The organism is Pseudoduganella aquatica (assembly GCF_009857595.1).
GTDB lineage: Bacteria > Pseudomonadota > Gammaproteobacteria > Burkholderiales > Burkholderiaceae_D > Rugamonas > Rugamonas aquatica_A.
Map to the genome: position 1 here is coordinate 37,902 of NZ_WWCU01000040.1, position 20,886 is coordinate 58,787.

A 20,886-nucleotide genomic window follows, 5' to 3' on the forward strand; every position below is an offset into this window, starting at 1 on the left:
CGAGGACATCACCATGAACAATAACAACCTGTCACGCCGTGGCTTCCTCGGACTCGGCGCGCAAGCCGGCATGCTGGGCGCCCTGTCCACCCTGGGCCTGCTGAGCGCACGGCCCGCCCAGGCCGCCGTCGGCGACTACAAGGCGCTGGTGTGCTTGTATATGTTCGGCGGCAACGACGGCAACAATATGATCGTGCCGCTGGACTCCGTTCGCTACGGCAAATACAACGCGATACGCGGCAGCCACGGCCTGGCTCTGTCGGTCGCCAGCAAGACCCTGGTGTCCGAGCGCAGCGCCCGCCTGCAGGCGGTGGCGGACACGGTGGAGCAGCCGTTCGCCTTCCACTACGGCATGCCCGAACTGGACGCGCTGTACGGCCAGGGCCAGGTGGCCGCCGTGCTCAACGTGGGCAGCCTGCGCCAGCCGCTGAGCAAGGCGCAATACCAGTCCGGCGTGGCGGTGCCGCCGCAGCTGTTCTCGCACCCGGACCAGCAGTTACAGAACCAGGCCGGCACGCCATCGCTGGCCGGCACCGGATGGGGCGGCCGCCTGGTCGACCTGCTCGGCACGGGCGGCGACCTGGACGCGGTGGCGCTGGGCGGCGGCGGCCTGTTCATCGAAGGCGCCAAGACGCACGGCAACCTCATCCCCGCCAATGGCCAGCACAACCTGGCCGGCATGAATTTCTGGCCGCAAGCCGAGGCGGACAAGCGCCGCGCCGCGCTGACGGCGCTGCTGTCGGCCAACAACCCGAACATGATGGCGGCCACCGCCAACCGCACGCTGCTCAACGGCATGGAACTGGTGTCCGACCTGAAAGCGGCCACCGGCGGCGGCGCGCTGGCCACCACCTTCCCCGGCTACGGCCTGGCGCAGCAGCTCAAGACCGTGGCACAGCTGATCCGACTGCGCGCCACGCAGGGGCCGGGCCGCCAGGTCTATTTCGTCTCCCAAGGCGGCTTCGACACGCACGGCGGCCAGGCCTACCAGCAGTTCAGCATGCTGCGCCAGGTATCGCAGTCGCTGGCGGCGTTCCAGCTCGCGCTGGGCGAGATCGGCGCGCAGCAGCAGGTGACGACGTTCACTTTGTCCGACTTCGGCCGCAGCCTGCAGCCCAACAGCGGCGGCACCGACCACGGCTGGGGCAACCACCACCTGATCGTCGGCGGCGCAGTCAAGGGCGGCCTGTACGGCCAGTTCCCCGACTTCACGCTGGGCGGCAAGGACGACGCCACCGGGCGCGGCGTATGGATCCCGCAAATCTCCAACCAGCAATACGGCGCCACCCTGGGCCGCTGGTTCGGCGCCGACGACGCCATGCTCGAAACGCAAGTGTTCAAAAACGAGCTCGCCAACTTCGCCCTGAAAGACCTCGGCTTCATGGGTTGACACCAGGGTGGACTCGCCCCTCCCTGATTTGGGAGGGAGCTTGTGGTATGTCAATACATCGGGATCGCTTCATCTTTATAACTGTCAGCTCCAATTCCCTAAGGAGCTGACATGTCTTATCAACTCAATCCTGCATTAGACGCAATCCAAGATCCAGGCAAGTTTGCGAATGCTGCCGGCAATACCGAATGGGTGGAATTCGTCCGTCAGGCCTGCGGTGCACCACGCACCAGCACCTGGAGAAAGAGAGTCAACGTCCTCTTGGCGACACCCGGAACCATTCCATCAGGTACGGCAATAGCAACGTTTGACGACAACGGAAAATATCCTACAGATACCAAAGGAAAACATGCGGCTGTGTATCTGGGGCATGGCCCGGGAGGCATACGTGTACTCGATCAGTGGAACAGAAAAGGACGAGTAAGCGAACGGACCATTTTCAATAAAAAACTCGCGACTCATCGCGTGGACAGCGCCAAATTCTACTTTGTCATCGAATAGAGCGGCTCATGAAATACCTCCTCTCGCTTGGCGTCTTCACAGCAATGCTCCGCCCCTGCCTGGCATTCGCCACACCTATCCCACTCGACTGCCCGCATGCCTTGGTCGTGGATCAGACAGTCACAAGTCCACACGAAGGTTGGGAGGCCCTGCAAGATGCCGGTCTCGCACAGCCTTCACTCACCAATATCGCAGTCTACACAGGCCATCCGTCACGCCTCGGGAGCCTCATTCCCGTCAGCCGCCGTATAGGCCGTAAGGAAGTGCATACTTGGCAGCTACCGGATGACCCGGAGCGCTACTGGATAGCCTGTGTGTACGACAATTCCCGCATTCTTTTGATCAAGCCGCTTCCAAAGGAGACGCATCGATGTACGCAAACCGATAAGCTGTTGTCCAATGGCCGGCGCAATGGCATCGAGTCTTTCGTTTGCGAGTAGTGCGCGCCACGGGCGGCGCGGGAAGGCATACAATTAATCAGGAGCGACTTCCAGCGGGCTAGCCATGGGGCATGACGACTATCAGCAGCGCAAGCAGCAGTGGCTTGCGCGTATCGATGGCTTTTATGGCCAGGTACAGCTGTGGCTGGCGCGCTATGCGGAGAAAGGCCAGGTGAAGTATGACCTGCACGCGCTGGTGCTGACCGAGGAGATGCTAGGCACGTACACCACCCGCACCCTGGGCATCAGCCTGGGGCGCCAGCATGTGCTGCTGCGCCCTGTCGGCGTGATGCTCGACAGCAGCGGCGGCCGCATGGACCTGGAGGGGCATCGCGGCATCGTGCACTTTGTGCTGCCCGACCTTGCCGCCGACTGGAAAATCGCCACCAAGGCGGGCGAATACCCCGCTCTTGAAGAATTCAACGAGGATAACTTCTTCGAGGCGCTGCTGGAGGTCTCCAGCGACTGAGCGCCGTGACCTCCCGCCTCGGCATTACAGCTTGATGAAGTGCTCGCGGTAGTACTTCAGTTCCTCGATGGACTCGACGATGTCGGCCAGCGCGGTGTGCTTCTGGTGCTTCTTGAAGCCGCCGACGATCTCCGGCTTCCAGCGCTTGCACAGCTCTTTCAGCGTGGATACGTCGATATTGCGGTAGTGGAAGAACGCCTCCAGCTTGGGCATGTACTTCACCATGAAGCGGCGGTCCTGGCCGATGGTGTTGCCGCACATCGGCGCTTTGCCGGCGGGAACCCACTTCTTCAGGAAGGCGATCAGCTCGGCTTCGGCGAACGCTTCGGTGATGGTGGACGCCTTCACGCGCTCGGTCAGACCGGAACGGCCGTGGGTGCCCTTGTTCCAGTTGTCCATCTTGTCCAGCGTTTCATCGGTCTGATGGATGGCAAACACCGGGCCTTCGGCCAGGAAATTCAGATGCATGTCGGTGACGATGATGGCCACTTCGATAATGCGGTCGGTTTCCGGCTCCAGGCCCGTCATTTCCATGTCCACCCACACCAGATTGGTCTCATTAGGACGCTCTTGCGGAGTAGTAGTTGGGATTTCGGTCGCTTGTGACATAATTCTCTCTTGGCCTAAACAATCCGCCATTTTCTCACAGGCATAGAATGTATTCACACGCGTTTTCGATTTTGTTCGTTTCTTTCCTCGTCCTGACACTGGCCGCGCGCTTCTGGCTGGCCTCGCGCCATATCCGCCACGTGCTGGCCCACCGCAACGCCGTGCCGCCCGAATTCGCCGAAAAAATCCCCCTCGCCGCCCACCAGAAGGCGGCCGACTACACCATCGCCCGCACCAAGTTCGGCATGCTGGGCGTGGCGGTCAACGCCGCCGTGCTGGTCTGCTTCACGCTGCTGGGCGGCCTGCAGTGGCTGTCGGTGGAAGTGTACAAGCTGGCCGGCCCCGGCATGGCTTACCAGATCGGCCTGCTGGTGGCTTATGCCGCCATTTCCGGCCTGATCGACCTGCCCTTCGACTACTACAAGCAGTTCGGCCTGGAGCAGCGTTTCGGTTTTAACAAGATGAGCCGCGGCCTGTTCTTTGCCGACATGGTCAAAGGCATCGCGCTGGGCGCCGTCATCGGCCTGCCGCTGGTGTGGGTGGTGCTCACGCTGATGGAAAAAAGCGGCGGCCTGTGGTGGCTGTACGCCTGGTGCGTGTGGAGCGGCTTCCAGCTGCTGATGATGGTGCTGTTCCCCACCGTGATCGCGCCGCTGTTCAACAAGTTCACCCCGCTGGCGGACGAGTCGCTGAAGTCGCGCATCGAGGGCCTGATGCAGCGCGTCGGCTTCGCCTCCAAGGGCCTGTTCGTGATGGACGGTTCCAAGCGCAGCGCGCACGGCAACGCCTATTTCTCCGGCTTTGGCGCCAACAAGCGCATCGTGTTCTTCGACACCTTGCTGTCGCGCCTGGCGCCGCAGGAAATCGAGGCGGTGCTGGCGCACGAGCTGGGGCACTTCAAGCTCAAGCACATCATCAAGCGCATCGCCATGATGTTCGCCATCTCGCTGGCCTTTTTGGCGCTGCTGGGCTGGCTGAAGAACCAGCTGTGGTTCTACACCGGCCTGGGCGTGGACCCGCTGCTGCTGGCCGGCGAGAGCAACAACGCCATGGCGCTGCTGCTGTTCGCACTGGCGCTGCCGGTGTTCACCTTCCTGCTCGGCCCGCTCACCTCGCTCAGCTCGCGCAAGCACGAGTTCGAGGCGGACGCCTTCGCCGCCAAGCACACCGACGCGCGCGACCTGGTGTCGGCGCTGGTGAAAATGTACGAGGACAACGCCTCCACCCTGACGCCCGACCCGCTGCACTCGGCGTTCTACGATTCCCACCCGCCGGCCAGCGTGCGCATCCGCCAGCTGAACCTGGCGGCCCAGTGAGGACACCATCATGACCACCATCGCCAACGCCCAGGACCTGCTCGCGCTGCACTGCGCCCCCGCCAAAAATGCGCTGGACGCGGCCGAGGCCCAGCGCCTGGCCGCCCTGCTGCCGCAGTGGCGCCTGGAAAACGGCAAGCTGCTGCGCGAGTTCCGCTTCGCCGACTATTATGAAACGCTGGCCTTCGTCAATGCGCTGGCCTATATCACGCACGCCGAAGACCACCACCCGGAACTGACTGTGACCTATAACCGCTGCATCGCCCGCTACGACACCCACTCCGTGAACCAGGGCCAGGGCGGCCTGTCGCTCAACGACTTCATCTGCGCCGCCAAGGCGGACGCACTGGCGGAGCGCGCATGAAGCAATCGACCAAGGCGCACGCCAGCAAGCCCGGCCAGATGACCGGCGTGATCATCGCCGCCCACGGCCGCCATTACCTGGCCGAAGTGAACGGCGAGCGCGTGCAATGCGTTACGCGCGGCAAGAAGACCAATGTGGCTGTGGGCGATATCGTCAAGCTGACGGCCACCTCGGCCGACCAGGCCGTCATCGACGAGATCACCGAGCGCAAGACGCTGCTGTACCGCTCGGACCAGTACAAGTCCAAGCTGCTGGCCGCCAATGTGAGCCAGCTGTTCATCGTGGTGGCCACCGAGCCCGGCTACACCGACGACCTGGTCTCGCGCGCCACCGTGGCGGCCGAGGCGGCCGGCATTGAAATCCACCTGATACTGAACAAGGTGGACGTGACCGAATCGCTGGAGCGCACCCGCGAGCGCCTGAAGATGTATTCCAAGCTGGGCTACCCCGTGCACGAGGTATCGGCCAAGGGCAATCCCGAGCATGCGGTGGCCACCCTGCAGCCTTTACTGAAAGGCAACTCGTCCATCCTGATCGGCCAGTCCGGCATGGGCAAGTCCTCGCTGATCAACCTGCTGGTGCCGGGCGCCGACATCGCCGTGCGCGAAATTTCGGCCGCGCTGGACACCGGCAAGCACACCACCACCTTCACCCGCCTGTACAGCATGCCCGACCTGGGGCCGGACACGTCCATCATCGACTCGCCCGGCTTCCAGGAATTCGGCCTCTACCACCTGAGCGAAGGCATGCTGGAGCGCGCCTTCCGCGACTTCAAGCCCTATCTGGGCGGTTGCAAGTACTACAACTGCCGCCACCTGATCGAGCCGCAATGCCCGGTGCTGGACGCGGTCAAGGCGGGCGAAATCGCCAAGCTGCGGCACGAGCTGTACGGCCAGCTGCTGCACGAATCGGCGCAAACCCTGTACTAAAAAAACAATTTACTTGGCAGTTACCTAAAAAGTCGATTGCGCCTTTCGATGCTCTGGAGCATGATTAGCGGGTAGTGGCAAATCAGGGGCAAGACCATGGACATGTTCGCAGGCGAGGATGACGTTGCGCAATGGGAGGTAGCACTACTGCCCCTGCGCGGCGTTGCGCGCCTGCCTGTCCTGCTGCCGCTGGCCTGGCATCTGCGCCAGCGCGACAGCGCACGCGCCGATGCCCTGGCCGCGGAAGCGCTGGCCCTGCTGCCCGAAACCACCCTCGACGCCCCCGCCCGCACCGCCCTGGCCGCCCGCATGCACCTGGCGCAAGCCGAAGTGCTGTGGCTGCGCGGCGCGCTGGACGCGGCGGAAACGGCGGCCCACCTGGCTTTCGAACAGCTGTGCGCGCTGGACGAACACGCCGGCTGCGCGGACGCGCACTGGCTGCAGGCCTGGATCGCCATCGACCGGGGCGACCACGAACGGCGCGACGCCGAACTGGCGCTGGCCATGGCCGCCGCCGAAAAGGCGCAAGACCGCCAGCGCCAGCGCATCATCGAGGCCGCCACCGCGCGCTGGGCCATCCTGCGCGACCCGCACAGCGCGGCCGGCTGGAACACGCACCTGGCGCCGGAACCGGAGCCGCTGGCCTGCCCTGCCGCCTATGCCGCCTGGCGCCACGACTACCTGGGCGTGGCGGCCACCCTGTCTAGCGATTTCGGCAGCGCCGCCAGCCACTACATCCGCAGCTATGAAAGCGCGCTGGCCACCGGGCAGCTGCGCGCGGCCATCACCTCGGCCACCAATATCGGCGAGGACTTCACCAATCTGAACGACCACCACGCCGCGCTGGAATGGATGCAGTGCGCGCTGGACCTGGCGCGCCCCACCGGCTGGCCGCGCAGCGTGGGCGCCTGCCTGATGCACACGGCCGACACCATGCGCCGCCTGGGCCGGCTGGACGCGGCGGAGGAACTGCTGCACGAGGCGCTGATCATCCTGGCCCCGCTGTCGGGCGCGCGCAGCTACGCCATCGCCCTGCAATACCTGGGCGACCTGTCGCTGGACCGGGGCGACTACGCCGCCGCGCTGGACGCCTTCGTCCGCCTGGAGGGCCGCGCCGACGCGCTGCAGCAGGCGGACTTCCAGACCGTGGCGCGGCGCGGCCAGGCGCACGCGCTGTCCGGCCTGGAGCGGCCGCAGGAGGCGCTGCGCGCCGCGCAGGAAGCGGTGCGCCTGGCCGGCGAACAGCGCAACGCGCACCACCAGATCACCGCGCTGCGCGTGCTGTCGCTGCTGCACAGCCGCCACGCGCTGCCCAGCCCGCAGGGCATGACCGAACTCAACGCCACGCTGCACTATCTGCACCAGGCCCTCGCGCTGGCCTCCACCATCGCCGGGTACACCGTGCCGGGCGACCTGCTGGACGCGCTGGCGCGCGAATACGCCTGCGCCGGCAGCTACCAGCAGGCCTACCAGATGGCGGTGGCCGCCAGCGCGGCGCGCGACAAGACGCACAGCCAGGAAGCCACCAACCGCGCCGTGGCCATGCAGGTGCACCACCAGACCGAGCACGCGCGCGCCGAGGGCCTGCACCACCGCGAACTGGCCGCGTCCGAAGCGCGCCGCGCGGAAGTGCTGCAGCAGACCAGCGCCATGCTGGAGCGCCTGTCCGCCATCGGCCGCGACATCACCATCCACCTGGACGCGGCGGCCGTGTTCCAGGCGCTGGACCGGCACGTTGGGGCGCTGCTGGACGCGCACACCTTCGCCATCTACCTGTACGACGCGGCGGCCCAATCGCTCACGCGCGCCTTCGGCGTGGAAGGCGGCCGCGCGCTGCCCACCAATGTGATCCCGCTGTCCCACCCGCATTCCTTCTCGGTGCGCAGCCTGAACGAGCGGCGCGAAGTGTACGTGGAAGACCTGGCCAAAACGGCCAACAGCTTCGTCATCCCCGGCACCTGCCCCAACCACAGCGCGCTGTACGTGCCGCTGCTGGTGGGAGAGCGCGCGCTGGGCGTGATGACGGTGCAGTCGCTGGCCGTGAACGCCTTCGGTGAACGCGAACGGCTGATCTTCCGCACCCTGTGCGCGTATGGCGCCATCGCGCTGGACAACGCGCAAGCCTACCGCCAGCTGCAGGACGCGCAGACCCAGCTGGTGTCGCAGGAAAAGCTGGCCGCGCTGGGTTCGCTGATGGCGGGCGTGGCGCACGAGCTGAACACGCCCATCGGCAACAGCCTGCTGATCGCCAGCACCTTGCAGCAGAAGACCGCCGAGATCGAGCAGCAGCTGAACGGCCCCGGCCTGCGCCGTTCGGAACTGGCCGCCTACGTGGCCGACGCGCAGAAGGCGTCCGAACTGGTGATGCGCGGTCTCACCAGCGCGGCCGACCTGGTGAACAGCTTCAAGCAGGTGGCGGTGGACCGCACCACCGAGCAGCGCCGCATGTTCAACCTGCAGCAGGTGGTGCACGAAGTGGTGGCCACCATGATGAACCGCATCCGCAACGCCAACCACAGCATCGAATACGACATACCGGACGCGCTGGCCATGGACAGCTACCCCGGCCCCTTCGGCCAGGTGCTGGCCAACTTCATCAACAACGCGCTGCTGCACGCCTTTGAAGGGCGCTCGCATGGCCGCATGCGGCTCAGCGCCGGCACGCCGTTCGAAGGCCGCGCGCTGGTGGTGTTCAGCGACAACGGCGGCGGCATCCCGGCCGAGAACCAGTCGCGCATTTTCGACCCCTTCTTCACCACCAAGCTGGGCCAGGGCGGCAGCGGCCTGGGGCTGTCGATCAGCTACAACATCGTCACCTCGCTGCTGGGCGGCCAGATCAGCGTGAACAGCAGCCCGGCCGGCACCAGCTTCACGCTGGACCTGCCGCTGACGGCGCCGCTGCCGGAGGACACCGGGCCGGTGGCCATCTACCACTGACGCCGCGCAGGCGGGCTTGGCAAACAAACCACAGTGCTTGCGTTGACTATTGCATAATTTTCCGCGCCAACGTAGGATTGGCCTGACCACTGCGATGCGCCCACCGGCGCGAGCGGCGGTTCCAACCTGAGCAAACTCGGCTCCCCGCCCTCTTTGCAAAGGCAGCAGGTACGCAAGGTGCCTGCATCAGCGTGGCGGTCCGCTCGCATAGACAAGCGGCCGCAATGCTGGAAGTTTTCCCTACCCTCCCGTTTCTTTTGCTATTGCCCCAGGCAAGGCGCAGTCACGCGGGTACGGACCGTACATACTTATAAACGGAGACCAACCTTGAAATCTACCCTGTTCGCTGCCGGCATCCTGCTGGCCTCGTCGGCGCACGCCGCCACCATCAACGCCGCCAGCCTGACCGGCCCCAGCACCCCGCTGCAAACCGCCCAATACGGCGTGCGCAACTACTCGGCCCCGGTGCTGGTGGACGGCCTGCACGACCCGGCCAGCTATATGGCCGCGCCCGCGCTGCCGGTCTGGCAATTCGCCAGCGGCGACCCCACCGGCGGCGTGCTCACCTTCGAGCGCCAGACCGCCCCCGCCACCGGCTGGCACAGCTGGTCGCGCAAAGGCAAAGTGCTGGTGACCGGCGGCAGCGCCGCCACCGCCAACCGCGTCTACACCGTGTACAACGGCCAGCAGCTGGTGGCCGCCATCAACGAGGCCGGCAACGACGCCAAGATCATCCGCGTGATCGGCCATATCGACCTGCGCTGGAGCGAGAACAACACCGTGTTCCGCGAGTACACCAGCTACGCCGACCAGAAATACGGCGGCTCCATCAGCATTCCGTCCAACACCACGCTGGTGGGCATCAACGACGCCCAGGGCCGGCCGGCGCGCATCACCGGCACGGCGCTACTGATAGGCGGCGAACTGGCGCTCACGCCCGGCGGCAGCGAGGAGACCGACTTCAAGAACTGGATCGCCGCCGGCAAGGACGGCGACGACTATCCGACCTGGACCCGCAACGTCATCGTGCGCAACCTCGTCATCGACACGCCGTGGGACGTCAACCCGGAAGACTCGGCCAATGCCTATGCGGACGGCGTGACCGTCTCGCGCGCGCAGAACATCTACCTGGACCACATCACCATGAGCGACGGCGACACGCCCGAGTCCATGGCCACCGGCACCTTCAAGACCCGCCACGACGGCGCGCTCGACGTGGTGCGCGGCAGCGACTACGTGACCATCTCCAACAGCGTGTTCAACAAGCACCACAAGACCACGCTGGTGGGCAACGGCGACTCCGGCCGCGCCTGGAGCGACGAAGGCCGCCTGCACGTGACCTTCAGCGGCAACTGGTGGGACGGCGCCACCACCCGTTTGCCGCTGAACCGCTACGGCCAGGTGCACCTGTTCAACAACCTGATCACCGGCAGCGTGTCCACCACCAACGCCGACATCAAGTTCGCCAGCGGCACCGACGCGCGCTACCGCTCCAATATGCTGCTGGAGAATAACTACTACAACATCACCGGCCTGAAACTGAGCGAGTTCTGCGGCAAGGCCATCAAGGGCAAGGACTTTATCGGCTTCCGCTCGTCCGGCCACATCTTCACCAGCGACAAGGCCGGCACCAACGCGGTGGACGGCCAGTGCGGCTACGCCCTGCCCGCCGCCGCCAACCTGTGGACGCCGCCATACCTGTATGCGCTGCAAACGGCCACCTCCACCCTCACCGCCGTGCCCGCCGCTGCCGGCGCCGGCAAACTGAAATAAGGAGCAGCCATGCGATTCCAACATTGGGCAGGCAAGCTGGCAATGATGCTGGCACTCATTTCCGGTACGGCGCAGGCCACCGTGGTGGTCAACACCGGCACCCCGTCGAACGCCGTGGGCGCGGGCTGGGCCTTCAACAGCGGCCACTCCTACGCCGGCCAGTTCTCGCTGCTGGAGGCCATGACCATAGACAGCATCCAGGGCTACTTCAGCACGGACGCGGGCACGGTGGGCATCAGCCTGTTCAGCAGCGTGGAGGACGGCGACGGCGGCTTCATCCCCGGCAGCGCGCTGCGCACGGCCAGCATCGCCACGGCGGCCGGTGCACTGGCCTGGACCGGCGCTTCGGCGCTGGACTGGGCCGTGGGACCTGGCGCCTACTGGGTGGTGTTCAGCCCCAGCTACAGCAGCGCCAGCCAGGCCAGCATGCCCGGCTGGGCCGCCCAGCCGCTGAACCGCTACGCGCTGCAGCAAGGCGGCCAGTGGTATGACGCGGCCGACCTGGAACTGGGTATGGGCCTGCGCGTGAACGCCAGCGCCGCGGCGGCCGCCGCCAGCGTGCCCGAGCCGGGCAGCATCGCGCTGTTCACCCTGGGCCTGGTCGCCGCCGGCGCGCTGCGCCGCCGCAAGCAGGACTGACGCCCCGCAGGGCATGCCGCGCGCCAGCACCTTGAGGCTGCGCGCGGCATCCTGCCATGGCCAAAAGGCGTCTGTGCCGCTGACGTGTCGCGCCGTACCCGCCGCCATCCGGCCCGCAGCCGGCCAGTTAAGCCAGCCACATCGCTATAGCCGGAATTTAGCCGTATAATGTTTTGCTAAGCTGGCGTTTCCGGCACCCCCGCCCCTGCCAGCCCAACAAATCGTTGTCACTATGTCTACCCAAAAACCGATTCGGCACTACCTGCAGTTTTCCGACTTGTCGTTGGATGAATACGAATACGTGATCGAACGCGCCCACGTCATCAAGCGCAAATTCAAGAACTACGAGATCTACCACCCGCTGGTCGACCGCACGCTGGTGATGGTGTTCGACAAGAACTCCACTCGCACCCGCCTCTCCTTCGAGGCCGGCATGCACCAGCTGGGCGGCGCCGCCATCTACCTGAACACGCGCGATTCCCAGCTGGGCCGCGGCGAACCGGTGGAAGACGCAGGCCAGGTCATGTCGCGCATGTGCGACGTGCTGATGGTGCGCACCTTCGGCCAGGACATCATCGAGCGTTTCGCCGCCCATTCGCGCGTGCCGGTGATTAACGGCCTGACCAACGAGCACCACCCCTGCCAGGTGTTCGCCGACATCTTCACCTACTACGAGCATCGCGGCTCCATCGCCGGCAAGACCGTGGCCTGGGTCGGCGACGCCAACAACATGCTGTACTCCTGGCTGCAGGCGGCCGAGGTATTCGGCTTCCACGTCAACGTGTCCACGCCCAAGGGCTACGACATGGACATGTCGCTGGTCTCCACCGACCGCTACACCTTCTTCGCCAATCCGTCCGACGCCTGCGAAGGCGCGGACCTGGTCAACACCGACGTGTGGACCAGCATGGGCTACGAGGACGAGAACGCGGCCCGCCTGAAGGCCTTCGACGGCTGGATCGTCGACTCGGCCAAGATGGCGCGCGCCAAGCCTGACGCGCTGTTCATGCACTGCCTGCCGGCGCACCGCGGCGAAGAAGTGTCGGCCGACGTGATCGACGGCCCGCAGTCCGTGGTGTGGGACGAAGCCGAGAACCGCCTGCATATCCAGAAGGCGCTGATCGAGTACCTGCTGCTGGGCCGCCTGGACGGCAAGTAAGCGGCAACAACGAATTCTAATTTTGACCAAGAATGGAACGACCATGAGCGACATCAAAAAAGTAGTCCTCGCCTACTCGGGCGGCCTGGACACCTCCGTGATCCTGAAGTGGCTGCAGGATAACTACCAGTGCGAAATCGTCACCTTCACGGCCGACCTGGGCCAGGGCGAGGAACTGGAACCGGCGCGCGCCAAGGCGCTGAAGTTCGGCATCAAGCCTGAGAACATCTACATCGACGACGTGCGCGAAGAATTCGTGCGCGACTTCGTGTTCCCCATGTTCCGCGCCAACACCGTGTACGAAGGCGAATACCTGCTGGGCACTTCGATCGCGCGTCCGCTGATCGCCAAGCGCCTGATCGAGATCGCCAACGAGACTGGCGCCGACGCCATCTCGCACGGCGCCACCGGCAAGGGCAACGACCAGGTGCGCTTCGAACTGGGCGCCTACGCGCTGAAGCCAGGCGTCAAAGTGATCGCCCCGTGGCGCGAGTGGGACCTGCTGTCGCGTGAAAAACTGCTGAAGTACGCGGAAGACGCCGGCATCGCCATCGACATGAAGCACAAGAACGGCGGCGCGCCGTACTCGATGGACGCCAACCTGCTGCACATCTCCTTCGAAGGCCGCCACCTGGAAAACCCAAGCGCCGAAGCCGAGGAATCGATGTGGCGCTGGAGCGTGAGCCCGGAAGCGGCTCCCGACCAGCCCGAGTACCTGGACATCGAATACGAAAAGGGCGACATCGTGGCCCTGAACGGCGTGCGCATGTCGCCTGCCACCGTGCTGACGGAACTGAACCGCCTGGGCGGCAAGCACGGCATCGGCCGCCTGGACCTGGTGGAAAACCGCTACGTCGGCATGAAGTCGCGCGGCTGCTACGAAACCCCGGGCGGCACCATCATGCTCAAGGCCCACCGCGCCATTGAATCCATCACGCTGGACCGCGAAGTGGCCCACCTGAAGGACGACCTGATGCCGCGCTACGCATCCATGATCTACAACGGCTACTGGTGGGCGCCCGAGCGCGTCGCGATCCAGACCCTGATCGACCACACCCAGGCCACCGTGAACGGCTGGGTACGCGTCAAGCTGTACAAGGGCAATGTGATCGTGGTGTCGCGCGATTCGAAGACCGACTCGCTGTTCGACATGAACATCGCGACCTTCGACGAAGACGGCGGCGCCTACAACCAGGCCGACGCCGGCGGCTTCATCAAGCTGAACGCGCTGCGCATGCGCATCGCCGCCAACGCCCGCCTGAAGCGCGGCCAGTAATACCGCAACGCCGTACAGCGTTACAACACGCTGTACCAGAATTAACGGGCCGCCTTGTGCGGCCCGTTGTGCTTTCTCCGGCTGCAATGCTACATTGCCATATCGACAGCGGAGAACATACATGAACGACTTGCGCATCAAAACCAAGCTGGCCGGCGGCCTTGCCGCCATCGTCGCAGTGCTGTTGATACTACTGGGGCTATCCTACCGCCAGTTCAACCAGCTCTCCGAGGCCAACGCGTGGGACCGCCACACGCTGGAAGTGCTGCTGGAGGCCGACCAGATCGCCAACGCGGTGCTGCAGGTCCAGAATTCCACGCGCGGCTTCATGCTGACCGGGAACGAGAGCCTGGTGCAGGTCATACCACAAGAGGAAGAATCCATGCGCCGCCACGTTGCGCGCGCCCTCGCGCTGACCGGCGACAATCCAGTTCAGCAGGAGCGCCTGAAAAAGCTCGGCCCCATGGCCGAGGACTGGGTGCAGAACATCATCCATCCCCTGCTCGACAAGCGGCGCGAATTGAACAAGCAGGCCGGCGTGTCGCAGCAGGTGGCGACGGCGGCGGACGTGCTCAATGGCTCCAAGATCATCGCCGACGTGCGCAAGCTGCTGGCCGACATGAGCGCAGACGAAAACCGCCTGCTGGCGCAGCGTTCCACCGAGGTGCGCGAGCTGCAGCAAGCCCAAAACTGGCTGCTGGGCGGCGGCGGCGCGCTGGTGGTGCTGCTGGCCGTCGCCGTCGCCTGGCTGCTTCTGCGCGCCCTGCTCACGCCCCTGAACCTGCTGATGCAGGCCGCAGGCCGCATCGCGTCCGGCGAGCAGTCGGCCCGGGTGGACGTGATCTCGAACGATGAACTGGGCCAGGTCGGCACGGAATTCAACCGCATGGCGCAAGCCATCCAGGACAGCCAGGCCAGGGAGCTGGCCGACACCAATCTGCTCAAGTCCAAGGTGGACTCGCTGCTGGCCGTGGTGAGCAAGGCCGCCTCCGGCGACCTGACCGGCAGGGTTACCGTGACCGGCAGCGACGCCATCGGCCAGTTGGCGCACGGTTTGGCCACCATGTTCGACAACCTGCGCACGCTGCTCAACAACGTGCAGAAAGCCGGCATCCAGGTCACCACCTCGGCCACCCAGATCGCCGCCTCGGCCAAGGAGCAGGAAGCCACCGGCGTGGAGCAGGCCCAGACCAGCGTTGAGGTGCTCAGCACCACCAAGGAAATCTCGGCCAACACCTCGCAACTGCTCAAGACCATGGAAGGCGCCACCGCCGTGGCGGACTACACCACCAGCGCCACCGCCGAAGCGCAGGACAATCTCAAGCGCATGGACGAAACCATGCAGCACATGGTCTCGGCCACCGATTCCATCAGCGCCAAGCTGGCCGCCCTGTCCGAGAAGGCCAGCAATATCAACAGCGTGCTGACCACCATCACCAAGGTGGCCGACCAGACCAACATCCTGTCGCTGAACGCGGCCATCGAGGCCGAGAAGGCCGGCGAGGCGGGACGCGGCTTCTCGGTGGTGGCCACCGAGATCCGCCGCCTGGCGGACCAGACCTCGGTATCGACCTGGGACATCGAGCAGATGCTCAAGGAGATGCAGTCGGCCGTGTCGGCCAGCGTGATGGGCATGGACAAATTCTCCGAGGAGGTGCGCCGCAGCGTGGGCGAGGTGCGCCAGGTGACGGACCAGCTCTCCGGTGTGATGGACCAGGTGCAGAAGCTGTCGCCGCAGTTCGACGCCGTGCTGCAGGGCATGCAGTCGCAGGCCGTGGGCGCGCAGCAGATCAGCGAGACCATGATGCAGCTGAACGACGCCACCCAGCAAAGCGTGGAATCGCTGCGCAGCACCAGCGAGGCGGTGCAGCAGCTGCAATACGCGGCCGACGGGCTGCAAAGCAGCGTCTCCTCGTTCGCGGTCAATCTCTAGCATATAGATAGCCTATAATTCCGCAGCCCCCACTGCGGAAGACCAGATTGAACAAGACCAGTATTTCCAGGACCAGTATCAAGCGCAAGCTTCAGCTTGGCCTGAGCGCCATCATCGCCATCATCTTGCTGCTGCTCGGCGGCGCCTATTACAACCTCGCGCGGCTGTCGCACGCCAGTGAGCTGGACAACCACACCATGGAAGTGCTGCTGCGGATCGACCAGGTTACGCAAGCCATCCAGACCATCCAGATCCAGGCGCGCGGCTTCCTGCTGAACGGCAGCGACACCAGCTACACGCTGCCGCAAACCGGCATGGCCGGCATCCACGAACACATTGCCGAAGTGGCGGCGCTCACCCGCAACAATCCGGACCAGCAGCAGCGCATGCAGCAGCTGGACCGGCTGGTGCGGCAATGGATCGCCACCGCCATCGAGCCGCTGGTGGCCAAGCGGCGCGAACTGGGCAGCGCGGACGCCACCGCCAAACAGCCGGAAGTGGGCAACAGCCGCGCCACGGTGGCGGCCATCCGCGAACTGATCGCCGCCGCCACCGCCGAGGAACAGCGCCTGAAAACCGAACGCGCGGCGCGCACCGAGTCGCTGCAGCACACGCTGGCGCTGCTGCTGGCCGGGGGCGGCGCGCTGTGCGTTGCGCTGGCGGCGGCCGTGGGCTGGCAGCTCACCCGCACGCTGATGGCGCCGGTGAACGCCTTGTCGCAGGCGGTGGGCCGCATCGCGGCGGGCGAGCAGTCGGCGCGCGCGGAAGTGGTCTCCGGCGATGAGCTGGGCCAGGTCACGCTGGAATTCAACCGCATGGCGCAGGCCATCGAAGACAACACGGCGCGCGAGCTGGCGGACACGCGCCTGCTCAAGTCGAAAGTGGACTCCCTGCTGGAAGTGGTCTCGAAGGCCGCCGCCGGCGACCTGACCGCCGCCATCACCGTCGGCGGCGACGACGCCATCGGCCGCCTGGGCCACGGCCTGGAAGCCATGCTGGGCGATCTGCGCACCCTGCTGGGCAATGTGCAGAAGGCCGGCATCATGGTCACCACGTCCGCCACCGAAATCGCGGCCGCTTCGCGCCAGCAGGAAGCCACCGGCGTGGAACAGGCCCAGACCAGCGTGGAAGTGCTCAGCACCACCAAGGAAATCTCGTCCAACACCACGCAGCTGCTGCAAGCGATGGAAAACGCCACCGCCGTGGCGGACTACACCACCAGCGCCACCGCCGAAGCGCAGGACAATCTCAAGCGCATGGACGACACCATGCAGCACATGGTCTCCGCCACGGACTCGATCAGCGCCAAGCTGGCCGCCCTGTCCGAGAAGGCCAGCAATATCAACAGCGTGCTGACCACCATCACCAAGGTGGCCGACCAGACCAACATCCTGTCGCTGAACGCGGCCATCGAGGCCGAGAAGGCCGGCGAGGCGGGACGCGGCTTCTCGGTGGTGGCCACCGAGATCCGCCGCCTGGCGGACCAGACCTCGGTGTCGACCTGGGACATCGAGCAGATGCTCAAGGAGATGCAGTCGGCGGTGTCGGCCAGCGTGATGGGGATGGACAAATTCTCCGAGGAGGTGCGCCGCAGCGTGGGCGAGGTGCGCCAGGTGACGGACCAGCTTTCGGGCGTGATGGACCAGGTGCAGAAGCTGTCGCCGCAGTTCGACGCCGTGCTGCAAGGCATGCAGTCGCAAGCCGTGGGCGCGCAGCAGATCACCGAGACCATGATGCAGCTGAACGACGCCACCCAGCAAAGCGTGACCTCGCTGCGCTCCACCAGCGAGGCGGTGCTGCAGCTGCAATACGCGGCTGGCGACCTGCAAGCGAGTGTGAGCCGCTTCGACGTCGCGGCCCGGCCGGCGCAGGCGGCGTGACCGCTTCACCACAGTTTCCCTGCCATCCGCAAGCCGGGCATGGCAGAATGACACATTGCTACCGAACCATGGAACAGACATGCTCAAAGACCTGAGTATCAAGAAGAAACTGTATTCCGGCTTTGCCGCCATACTGGCCATCATCGTGGCCCTGCTCCTGGTGGCGTACAACAATTTTTCCCGCCTGTCCGAGGCCAATGGCTGGGACAGGCACACGATGGAAGTGCTGCTGGCCATCGACGCCGTCAGCAACGACATTCTGGAAGCGCAGAATGAAACGCGCGGCTACTACCTGACCGGTGACGCGGCGCGGCTCGAGCGCGTTAAAAGGGAGCTGGCCGACCTGCCCACCGCCATGCAAAAACTGCAGGCGCTTATCGCCGACAATCCGGTCCAGTTCGAGCGCCTGAAAAAAGTGCGCGCCCTGCTCGACACCTGGGTCAAGGACGTGGTGGAGGTGCAGCTCATACGCCGCCAGGAACTGGGCGACACGCCCGGCGCGGCGGACGCCATCGGCCGCGCGCCGCAGTCTCAGCTCAAGCAAGGCAGTCCGGTGATCAGCGCCGTGCACAAGGAACTGGCCGAGGCTGCCGCCGAGGAAAACCGCCTGCTGGCGGCGCGCACGCAAAACTCCGCCGACCTGCAGCGCTCCATGGTGCTGGTACTGTCGGCGGGCGGCGCCGCCTGTATTGCGCTGGGCGTGGCAATCGCCTGGATGCTGTCGAACGCCCTGCTCTCGCCGCTCAACAGCCTGACCCAGGCGGTCGGCCGCATCGCCGCCGGCGAACAGTCGGCGCGCGCGACGGTCATCTCCGGCGACGAACTGGGCCAGGTCAGCACGGAATTCAACCGCATGGCGCAGGCCATCCAGGACAACCAGGCCAGGGAGCTGGCCGACACCAATCTGCTCAAGTCCAAGGTGGACTCGCTGCTGGAAGTGGTGAGCAAGGCCGCCTCGGGCGACCTGACCGCCCAGGTGACGGTGGGCGGCACCGACGCCATCGGCCAGCTGGGCCACGGCCTGTCGAAGATGTTCGACAATCTGCGCGTCCTGCTCAACAACATTCAGAAGGCAGGCATCCAGGTCACCACCTCGGCCACCGAAATCGCCGCCTCGGCCAAGCAGCAGGAAGCCACCGGCGTGGAGCAGGCCCAGACCAGCGTTGAGGTGCTCAGCACCACCAAGGAAATCTCCGCCAATACCTCGCAGCTGCTCAAGACCATGGAGGGCGCCACCGTCGTGGCGGACTACACCACCAGCGCCACCGCCGAAGCGCAGGACAATCTCAAGCGCATGGACGAAACCATGCAGCACATGGTCTCGGCCACCGACTCGATCAGCGCCAAGCTGGCCGCCCTGTCCGAGAAGGCCAGCAATATCAACAGCGTGCTGACCACCATCACCAAGGTGGCCGACCAGACCAACATCCTGTCGCTGAACGCGGCCATCGAAGCCGAGAAGGCCGGCGAGGCGGGGCGCGGCTTCTCGGTGGTGGCCACCGAGATCCGCCGCCTGGCGGACCAGACCTCGGTATCGACCTGGGACATCGAGCAGATGCTCAAGGAAATGCAGTCGGCCGTGTCTGCCAGCGTGATGGGCATGGACAAATTCTCCGAGGAGGTGCGCCGCAGCGTGGGCGAGGTGCGCCAGGTGACGGACCAGCTATCGGGCGTGATGGACCAGGTGCAGAAACTGGCGCCGCAGTTCGACGCCGTGCTGCAAGGCATGCAGTCGCAGGCCGTGGGCGCGCAGCAGATCACCGAGACCATGATGCAGCTGAACGACGCCACCCAGCAAACCGTGGAATCGCTCAGGGCCACCAGCGAAGCGGTGCACCAGCTGCAGTACGCGGCCGGCGACCTGCAGGCCAGCGTGGCCACCTTCGCCGTCGCGGTCTGAGGCGGCCCCAATGAAACTGCTGGTATTCCACATCGGCCAGGACCGCTACGGGCTGCGCCTGGGCGCGGTGCAGCGCGTGCTGCCGCTGATGGAGCTCAAGCGCCTGCCGCTGGCGCCGCAGGCCGTGGCCGGGCTGATGAATCTGCACGGCATCGTAGTGCCGGTGATCGACCTGGCCCGCCTGGGCGGCGGCGCCGCCAGTGCTGAACACGTCGACACCCGCATCGTGGTGGTGGACTATGTCAGCCCCGAAGGCGGCGTGCACGCGCTTGGCCTGCTGGCCGAACGGGTGCTGGGCGTGCAGGAGCTGGACGAACACGCGCTGGCCGGCAGCGGCGTGCAGGCCGCGCCCTTCCTGGGCCAGGTGGCGGGCGACGGCGCCGGCATGGTGCAGCTGGTCGAGCTGGCCCGTTTGCTGCCGCCCGATCTGCGCGCAACGCTGTTCCAGGCGCAGTCAGGGGACGCCGCGCCATGAGCGCCCAAGCCATGCTGCGCCGGGTGACCGGCCTGACCGTCTCCAAGGCGGCGGCCGACCGCGCCATCCGCGAGCGCATGGCGCTGACCGGAGAAGTCAACCGCGAAGAGTACCTGGCCAAGCTGTGCCCGGACGAGCTGACCGAACTGGTTGAACTGGTGGTGGTGCCGGAGTCGTGGCTGTTCCGCGACCCGCAGGCTTTTCATGTGGCGGTGGAGTTCGTGCAAGCGCGCATGGCGCGCCAGGGTGCGCCGCTGCGCCCGGTGCGCATCCTGTCCATTCCCTGCGCCGGCGGCGAGGAGCCCTACTCCATGGCCATGGCCTTGTGCGACGCGGGCGTGCCGCGCAGCGCCTTCAGTATCGACGCTTATGACCTGAGCCCCGGCTGCGTGGCGCGCGCGCGCAGCGGCGTATATGGCCGCAACGCCTTCCGCGCGCAGGACCTGGCCTTCCGCGACCGCTTCTTCACCAGCCTGGGCAAGGAAGAGTACCTGATAGACGAAGCCATACGCGCGCAGGTGCGCTTCAACCAGGGCAACCTGCTGGAACTCGATCCGGGCGGACGCCTGTACGACATTATTTTTTGCCGCAACCTGCTGATCTACTTCGACAAGCCGACCACCAAGGCCGCCATCGAACGCCTGTCCGCGCTGCTCTCGGACGACGGCATCCTGTTCGCGGGCTACGCCGAAGTGCCATCGTTCACACAGCACGGCTTCACGCCGCTGCAGCACCGGCAAGCCTTCGGCCTGAAAAAAGATACCCAGCCCGCGCCCACGGCCGTGCCCGCGCCGCCGCAGCCCCCCATGCCTCTGCGTGCGCCGCCGCCCGCACGGCCGGCATTCGAAGTCGAACGGCGCAAGGCCAGCCGCACAGCGGCGCCCGCGGCAGCTCCC

Annotated in this window: 18 protein-coding genes; 17 read left to right on the forward strand and 1 reads right to left on the reverse strand. The window is 65.6% G+C overall.

Annotated features, from left to right (window positions below; translation table 11 throughout):
- Positions 1-13 precede the first annotated feature (13 nt).
- The 4 genes from GTP77_RS24930 to GTP77_RS24945 all read left to right on the forward strand — a co-directional run bounded on the left by GTP77_RS24930 (position 14) and on the right by GTP77_RS24945 (position 2,800).
- Positions 14-1,390, forward strand: coding sequence for a DUF1501 domain-containing protein (locus tag GTP77_RS24930; RefSeq protein ID WP_161074856.1), 1,377 nt, complete (start codon positions 14-16; stop codon positions 1,388-1,390).
- A gap of 111 nt (positions 1,391-1,501) precedes the next feature.
- Positions 1,502-1,891, forward strand: coding sequence for a BPSL0067 family protein (locus GTP77_RS24935; RefSeq protein WP_161074857.1), 390 nt, complete (start codon positions 1,502-1,504; stop codon positions 1,889-1,891).
- Positions 1,892-1,899: 8 nt separating this feature from the next.
- Positions 1,900-2,331: an STY0301 family protein gene (locus tag GTP77_RS24940; RefSeq protein ID WP_161074858.1), complete on the forward strand. Its 432-nt coding sequence runs from the start codon at positions 1,900-1,902 to the stop codon at positions 2,329-2,331.
- Positions 2,332-2,395: 64 nt separating this feature from the next.
- Complete coding sequence (locus tag GTP77_RS24945) at positions 2,396-2,800, forward strand: hypothetical protein (RefSeq protein WP_161074859.1); 405 nt, start codon at positions 2,396-2,398, stop codon at positions 2,798-2,800.
- A gap of 24 nt (positions 2,801-2,824) precedes the next feature.
- Here the strand turns inward: GTP77_RS24945 and orn are convergent, their stop codons facing one another.
- Positions 2,825-3,409, reverse strand: coding sequence for an oligoribonuclease (orn, locus tag GTP77_RS24950; protein ID WP_161074860.1), 585 nt, complete (start codon positions 3,407-3,409; stop codon positions 2,825-2,827).
- Between the two features lie 47 nt (positions 3,410-3,456).
- Between orn and GTP77_RS24955 the strand changes: the two genes are divergently transcribed.
- The 13 genes from GTP77_RS24955 to GTP77_RS25015 all read left to right on the forward strand — a co-directional run.
- Positions 3,457-4,725 carry a M48 family metallopeptidase gene (locus GTP77_RS24955; RefSeq protein ID WP_161074861.1) on the forward strand — a complete coding sequence of 423 codons (1,269 nt, stop codon included), beginning with the start codon at positions 3,457-3,459 and terminating at the stop codon, positions 4,723-4,725.
- 10 nt (positions 4,726-4,735) lie between these two features.
- Positions 4,736-5,089 (forward strand): 4a-hydroxytetrahydrobiopterin dehydratase, encoded by a 354-nt coding sequence (locus GTP77_RS24960; protein WP_161074862.1) that lies wholly within the window; start codon positions 4,736-4,738, stop codon positions 5,087-5,089.
- The gene (gene rsgA, locus GTP77_RS24965; protein WP_161074863.1) at positions 5,086-6,018 is read left to right on the forward strand and encodes a ribosome small subunit-dependent GTPase A; all 933 of its coding nucleotides are present in this window, start codon (positions 5,086-5,088) and stop codon (positions 6,016-6,018) included. Before GTP77_RS24960 ends, rsgA begins: the two co-directional genes overlap by 4 nt.
- 96 nt (positions 6,019-6,114) lie before the next feature.
- Positions 6,115-8,955, forward strand: a complete 2,841-nt coding sequence (locus GTP77_RS24970) for an ATP-binding protein (RefSeq protein ID WP_161074864.1) — start codon at positions 6,115-6,117, stop codon at positions 8,953-8,955.
- A 327-nt stretch (positions 8,956-9,282) separates the two neighbouring features.
- A complete protein-coding gene (locus GTP77_RS24975; RefSeq protein WP_161074865.1) occupies positions 9,283-10,728 on the forward strand; it encodes a pectate lyase family protein in 1,446 nt (481 codons plus the stop codon).
- A gap of 9 nt (positions 10,729-10,737) precedes the next feature.
- Positions 10,738-11,367, forward strand: coding sequence for a PEP-CTERM sorting domain-containing protein (locus tag GTP77_RS24980; RefSeq protein ID WP_161074866.1), 630 nt, complete (start codon positions 10,738-10,740; stop codon positions 11,365-11,367).
- 232 nt (positions 11,368-11,599) lie between these two features.
- The gene (argF, locus tag GTP77_RS24985; RefSeq protein ID WP_161074867.1) at positions 11,600-12,526 is read left to right on the forward strand and encodes an ornithine carbamoyltransferase; all 927 of its coding nucleotides are present in this window, start codon (positions 11,600-11,602) and stop codon (positions 12,524-12,526) included.
- Between the two features lie 43 nt (positions 12,527-12,569).
- Complete coding sequence (locus GTP77_RS24990) at positions 12,570-13,802, forward strand: argininosuccinate synthase (protein WP_161074868.1); 1,233 nt, start codon at positions 12,570-12,572, stop codon at positions 13,800-13,802.
- A 121-nt stretch (positions 13,803-13,923) separates the two neighbouring features.
- Positions 13,924-15,735: a methyl-accepting chemotaxis protein gene (locus tag GTP77_RS24995; RefSeq protein ID WP_161074869.1), complete on the forward strand. Its 1,812-nt coding sequence runs from the start codon at positions 13,924-13,926 to the stop codon at positions 15,733-15,735.
- A gap of 47 nt (positions 15,736-15,782) precedes the next feature.
- Positions 15,783-17,615 carry a methyl-accepting chemotaxis protein gene (locus tag GTP77_RS25000; protein ID WP_187358846.1) on the forward strand — a complete coding sequence of 611 codons (1,833 nt, stop codon included), beginning with the start codon at positions 15,783-15,785 and terminating at the stop codon, positions 17,613-17,615.
- 79 nt (positions 17,616-17,694) lie between these two features.
- A complete protein-coding gene (locus GTP77_RS25005) occupies positions 17,695-19,515 on the forward strand; it encodes a methyl-accepting chemotaxis protein (RefSeq protein ID WP_161074870.1) in 1,821 nt (606 codons plus the stop codon).
- A 10-nt stretch (positions 19,516-19,525) separates the two neighbouring features.
- Complete coding sequence (locus GTP77_RS25010; protein WP_161074871.1) at positions 19,526-19,990, forward strand: chemotaxis protein CheW; 465 nt, start codon at positions 19,526-19,528, stop codon at positions 19,988-19,990.
- Positions 19,987-20,886, forward strand: a 900-nt coding sequence (locus GTP77_RS25015) for a CheR family methyltransferase (RefSeq protein ID WP_161074872.1), incomplete at its 3' end; no start/stop codon positions are given. The genes GTP77_RS25010 and GTP77_RS25015, both read left to right, overlap by 4 nt.

Excerpts from the sequence above, each read along its gene's own strand:
- GTP77_RS24990 (WP_161074868.1), top strand. The coding sequence starts at position 12,570 with ATGAGCGACATCAAAAAAGTAGTCCTCGCCTACTCGGGCGGCCTGGAC.
- GTP77_RS24960 (WP_161074862.1), top strand. The coding sequence starts at position 4,736 with ATGACCACCATCGCCAACGCCCAGGACCTGCTCGCGCTGCACTGCGCC.
- GTP77_RS24955 (WP_161074861.1), top strand. The coding sequence starts at position 3,457 with ATGTATTCACACGCGTTTTCGATTTTGTTCGTTTCTTTCCTCGTCCTG.
- GTP77_RS24930 (WP_161074856.1), top strand. The coding sequence starts at position 14 with ATGAACAATAACAACCTGTCACGCCGTGGCTTCCTCGGACTCGGCGCG.
- GTP77_RS24945 (WP_161074859.1), top strand. The coding sequence starts at position 2,396 with ATGGGGCATGACGACTATCAGCAGCGCAAGCAGCAGTGGCTTGCGCGT.
- orn (WP_161074860.1), bottom strand. The coding sequence starts at position 3,409 with ATGTCACAAGCGACCGAAATCCCAACTACTACTCCGCAAGAGCGTCCT.
- GTP77_RS24970 (WP_161074864.1), top strand. The coding sequence starts at position 6,115 with ATGGACATGTTCGCAGGCGAGGATGACGTTGCGCAATGGGAGGTAGCA.
- GTP77_RS25010 (WP_161074871.1), top strand. The coding sequence starts at position 19,526 with ATGAAACTGCTGGTATTCCACATCGGCCAGGACCGCTACGGGCTGCGC.
- GTP77_RS24935 (WP_161074857.1), top strand. The coding sequence starts at position 1,502 with ATGTCTTATCAACTCAATCCTGCATTAGACGCAATCCAAGATCCAGGC.
- rsgA (WP_161074863.1), top strand. The coding sequence starts at position 5,086 with ATGAAGCAATCGACCAAGGCGCACGCCAGCAAGCCCGGCCAGATGACC.
- GTP77_RS25005 (WP_161074870.1), top strand. The coding sequence starts at position 17,695 with ATGCTCAAAGACCTGAGTATCAAGAAGAAACTGTATTCCGGCTTTGCC.
- GTP77_RS24940 (WP_161074858.1), top strand. The coding sequence starts at position 1,900 with ATGAAATACCTCCTCTCGCTTGGCGTCTTCACAGCAATGCTCCGCCCC.
- GTP77_RS24995 (WP_161074869.1), top strand. The coding sequence starts at position 13,924 with ATGAACGACTTGCGCATCAAAACCAAGCTGGCCGGCGGCCTTGCCGCC.
- GTP77_RS24980 (WP_161074866.1), top strand. The coding sequence starts at position 10,738 with ATGCGATTCCAACATTGGGCAGGCAAGCTGGCAATGATGCTGGCACTC.
- argF (WP_161074867.1), top strand. The coding sequence starts at position 11,600 with ATGTCTACCCAAAAACCGATTCGGCACTACCTGCAGTTTTCCGACTTG.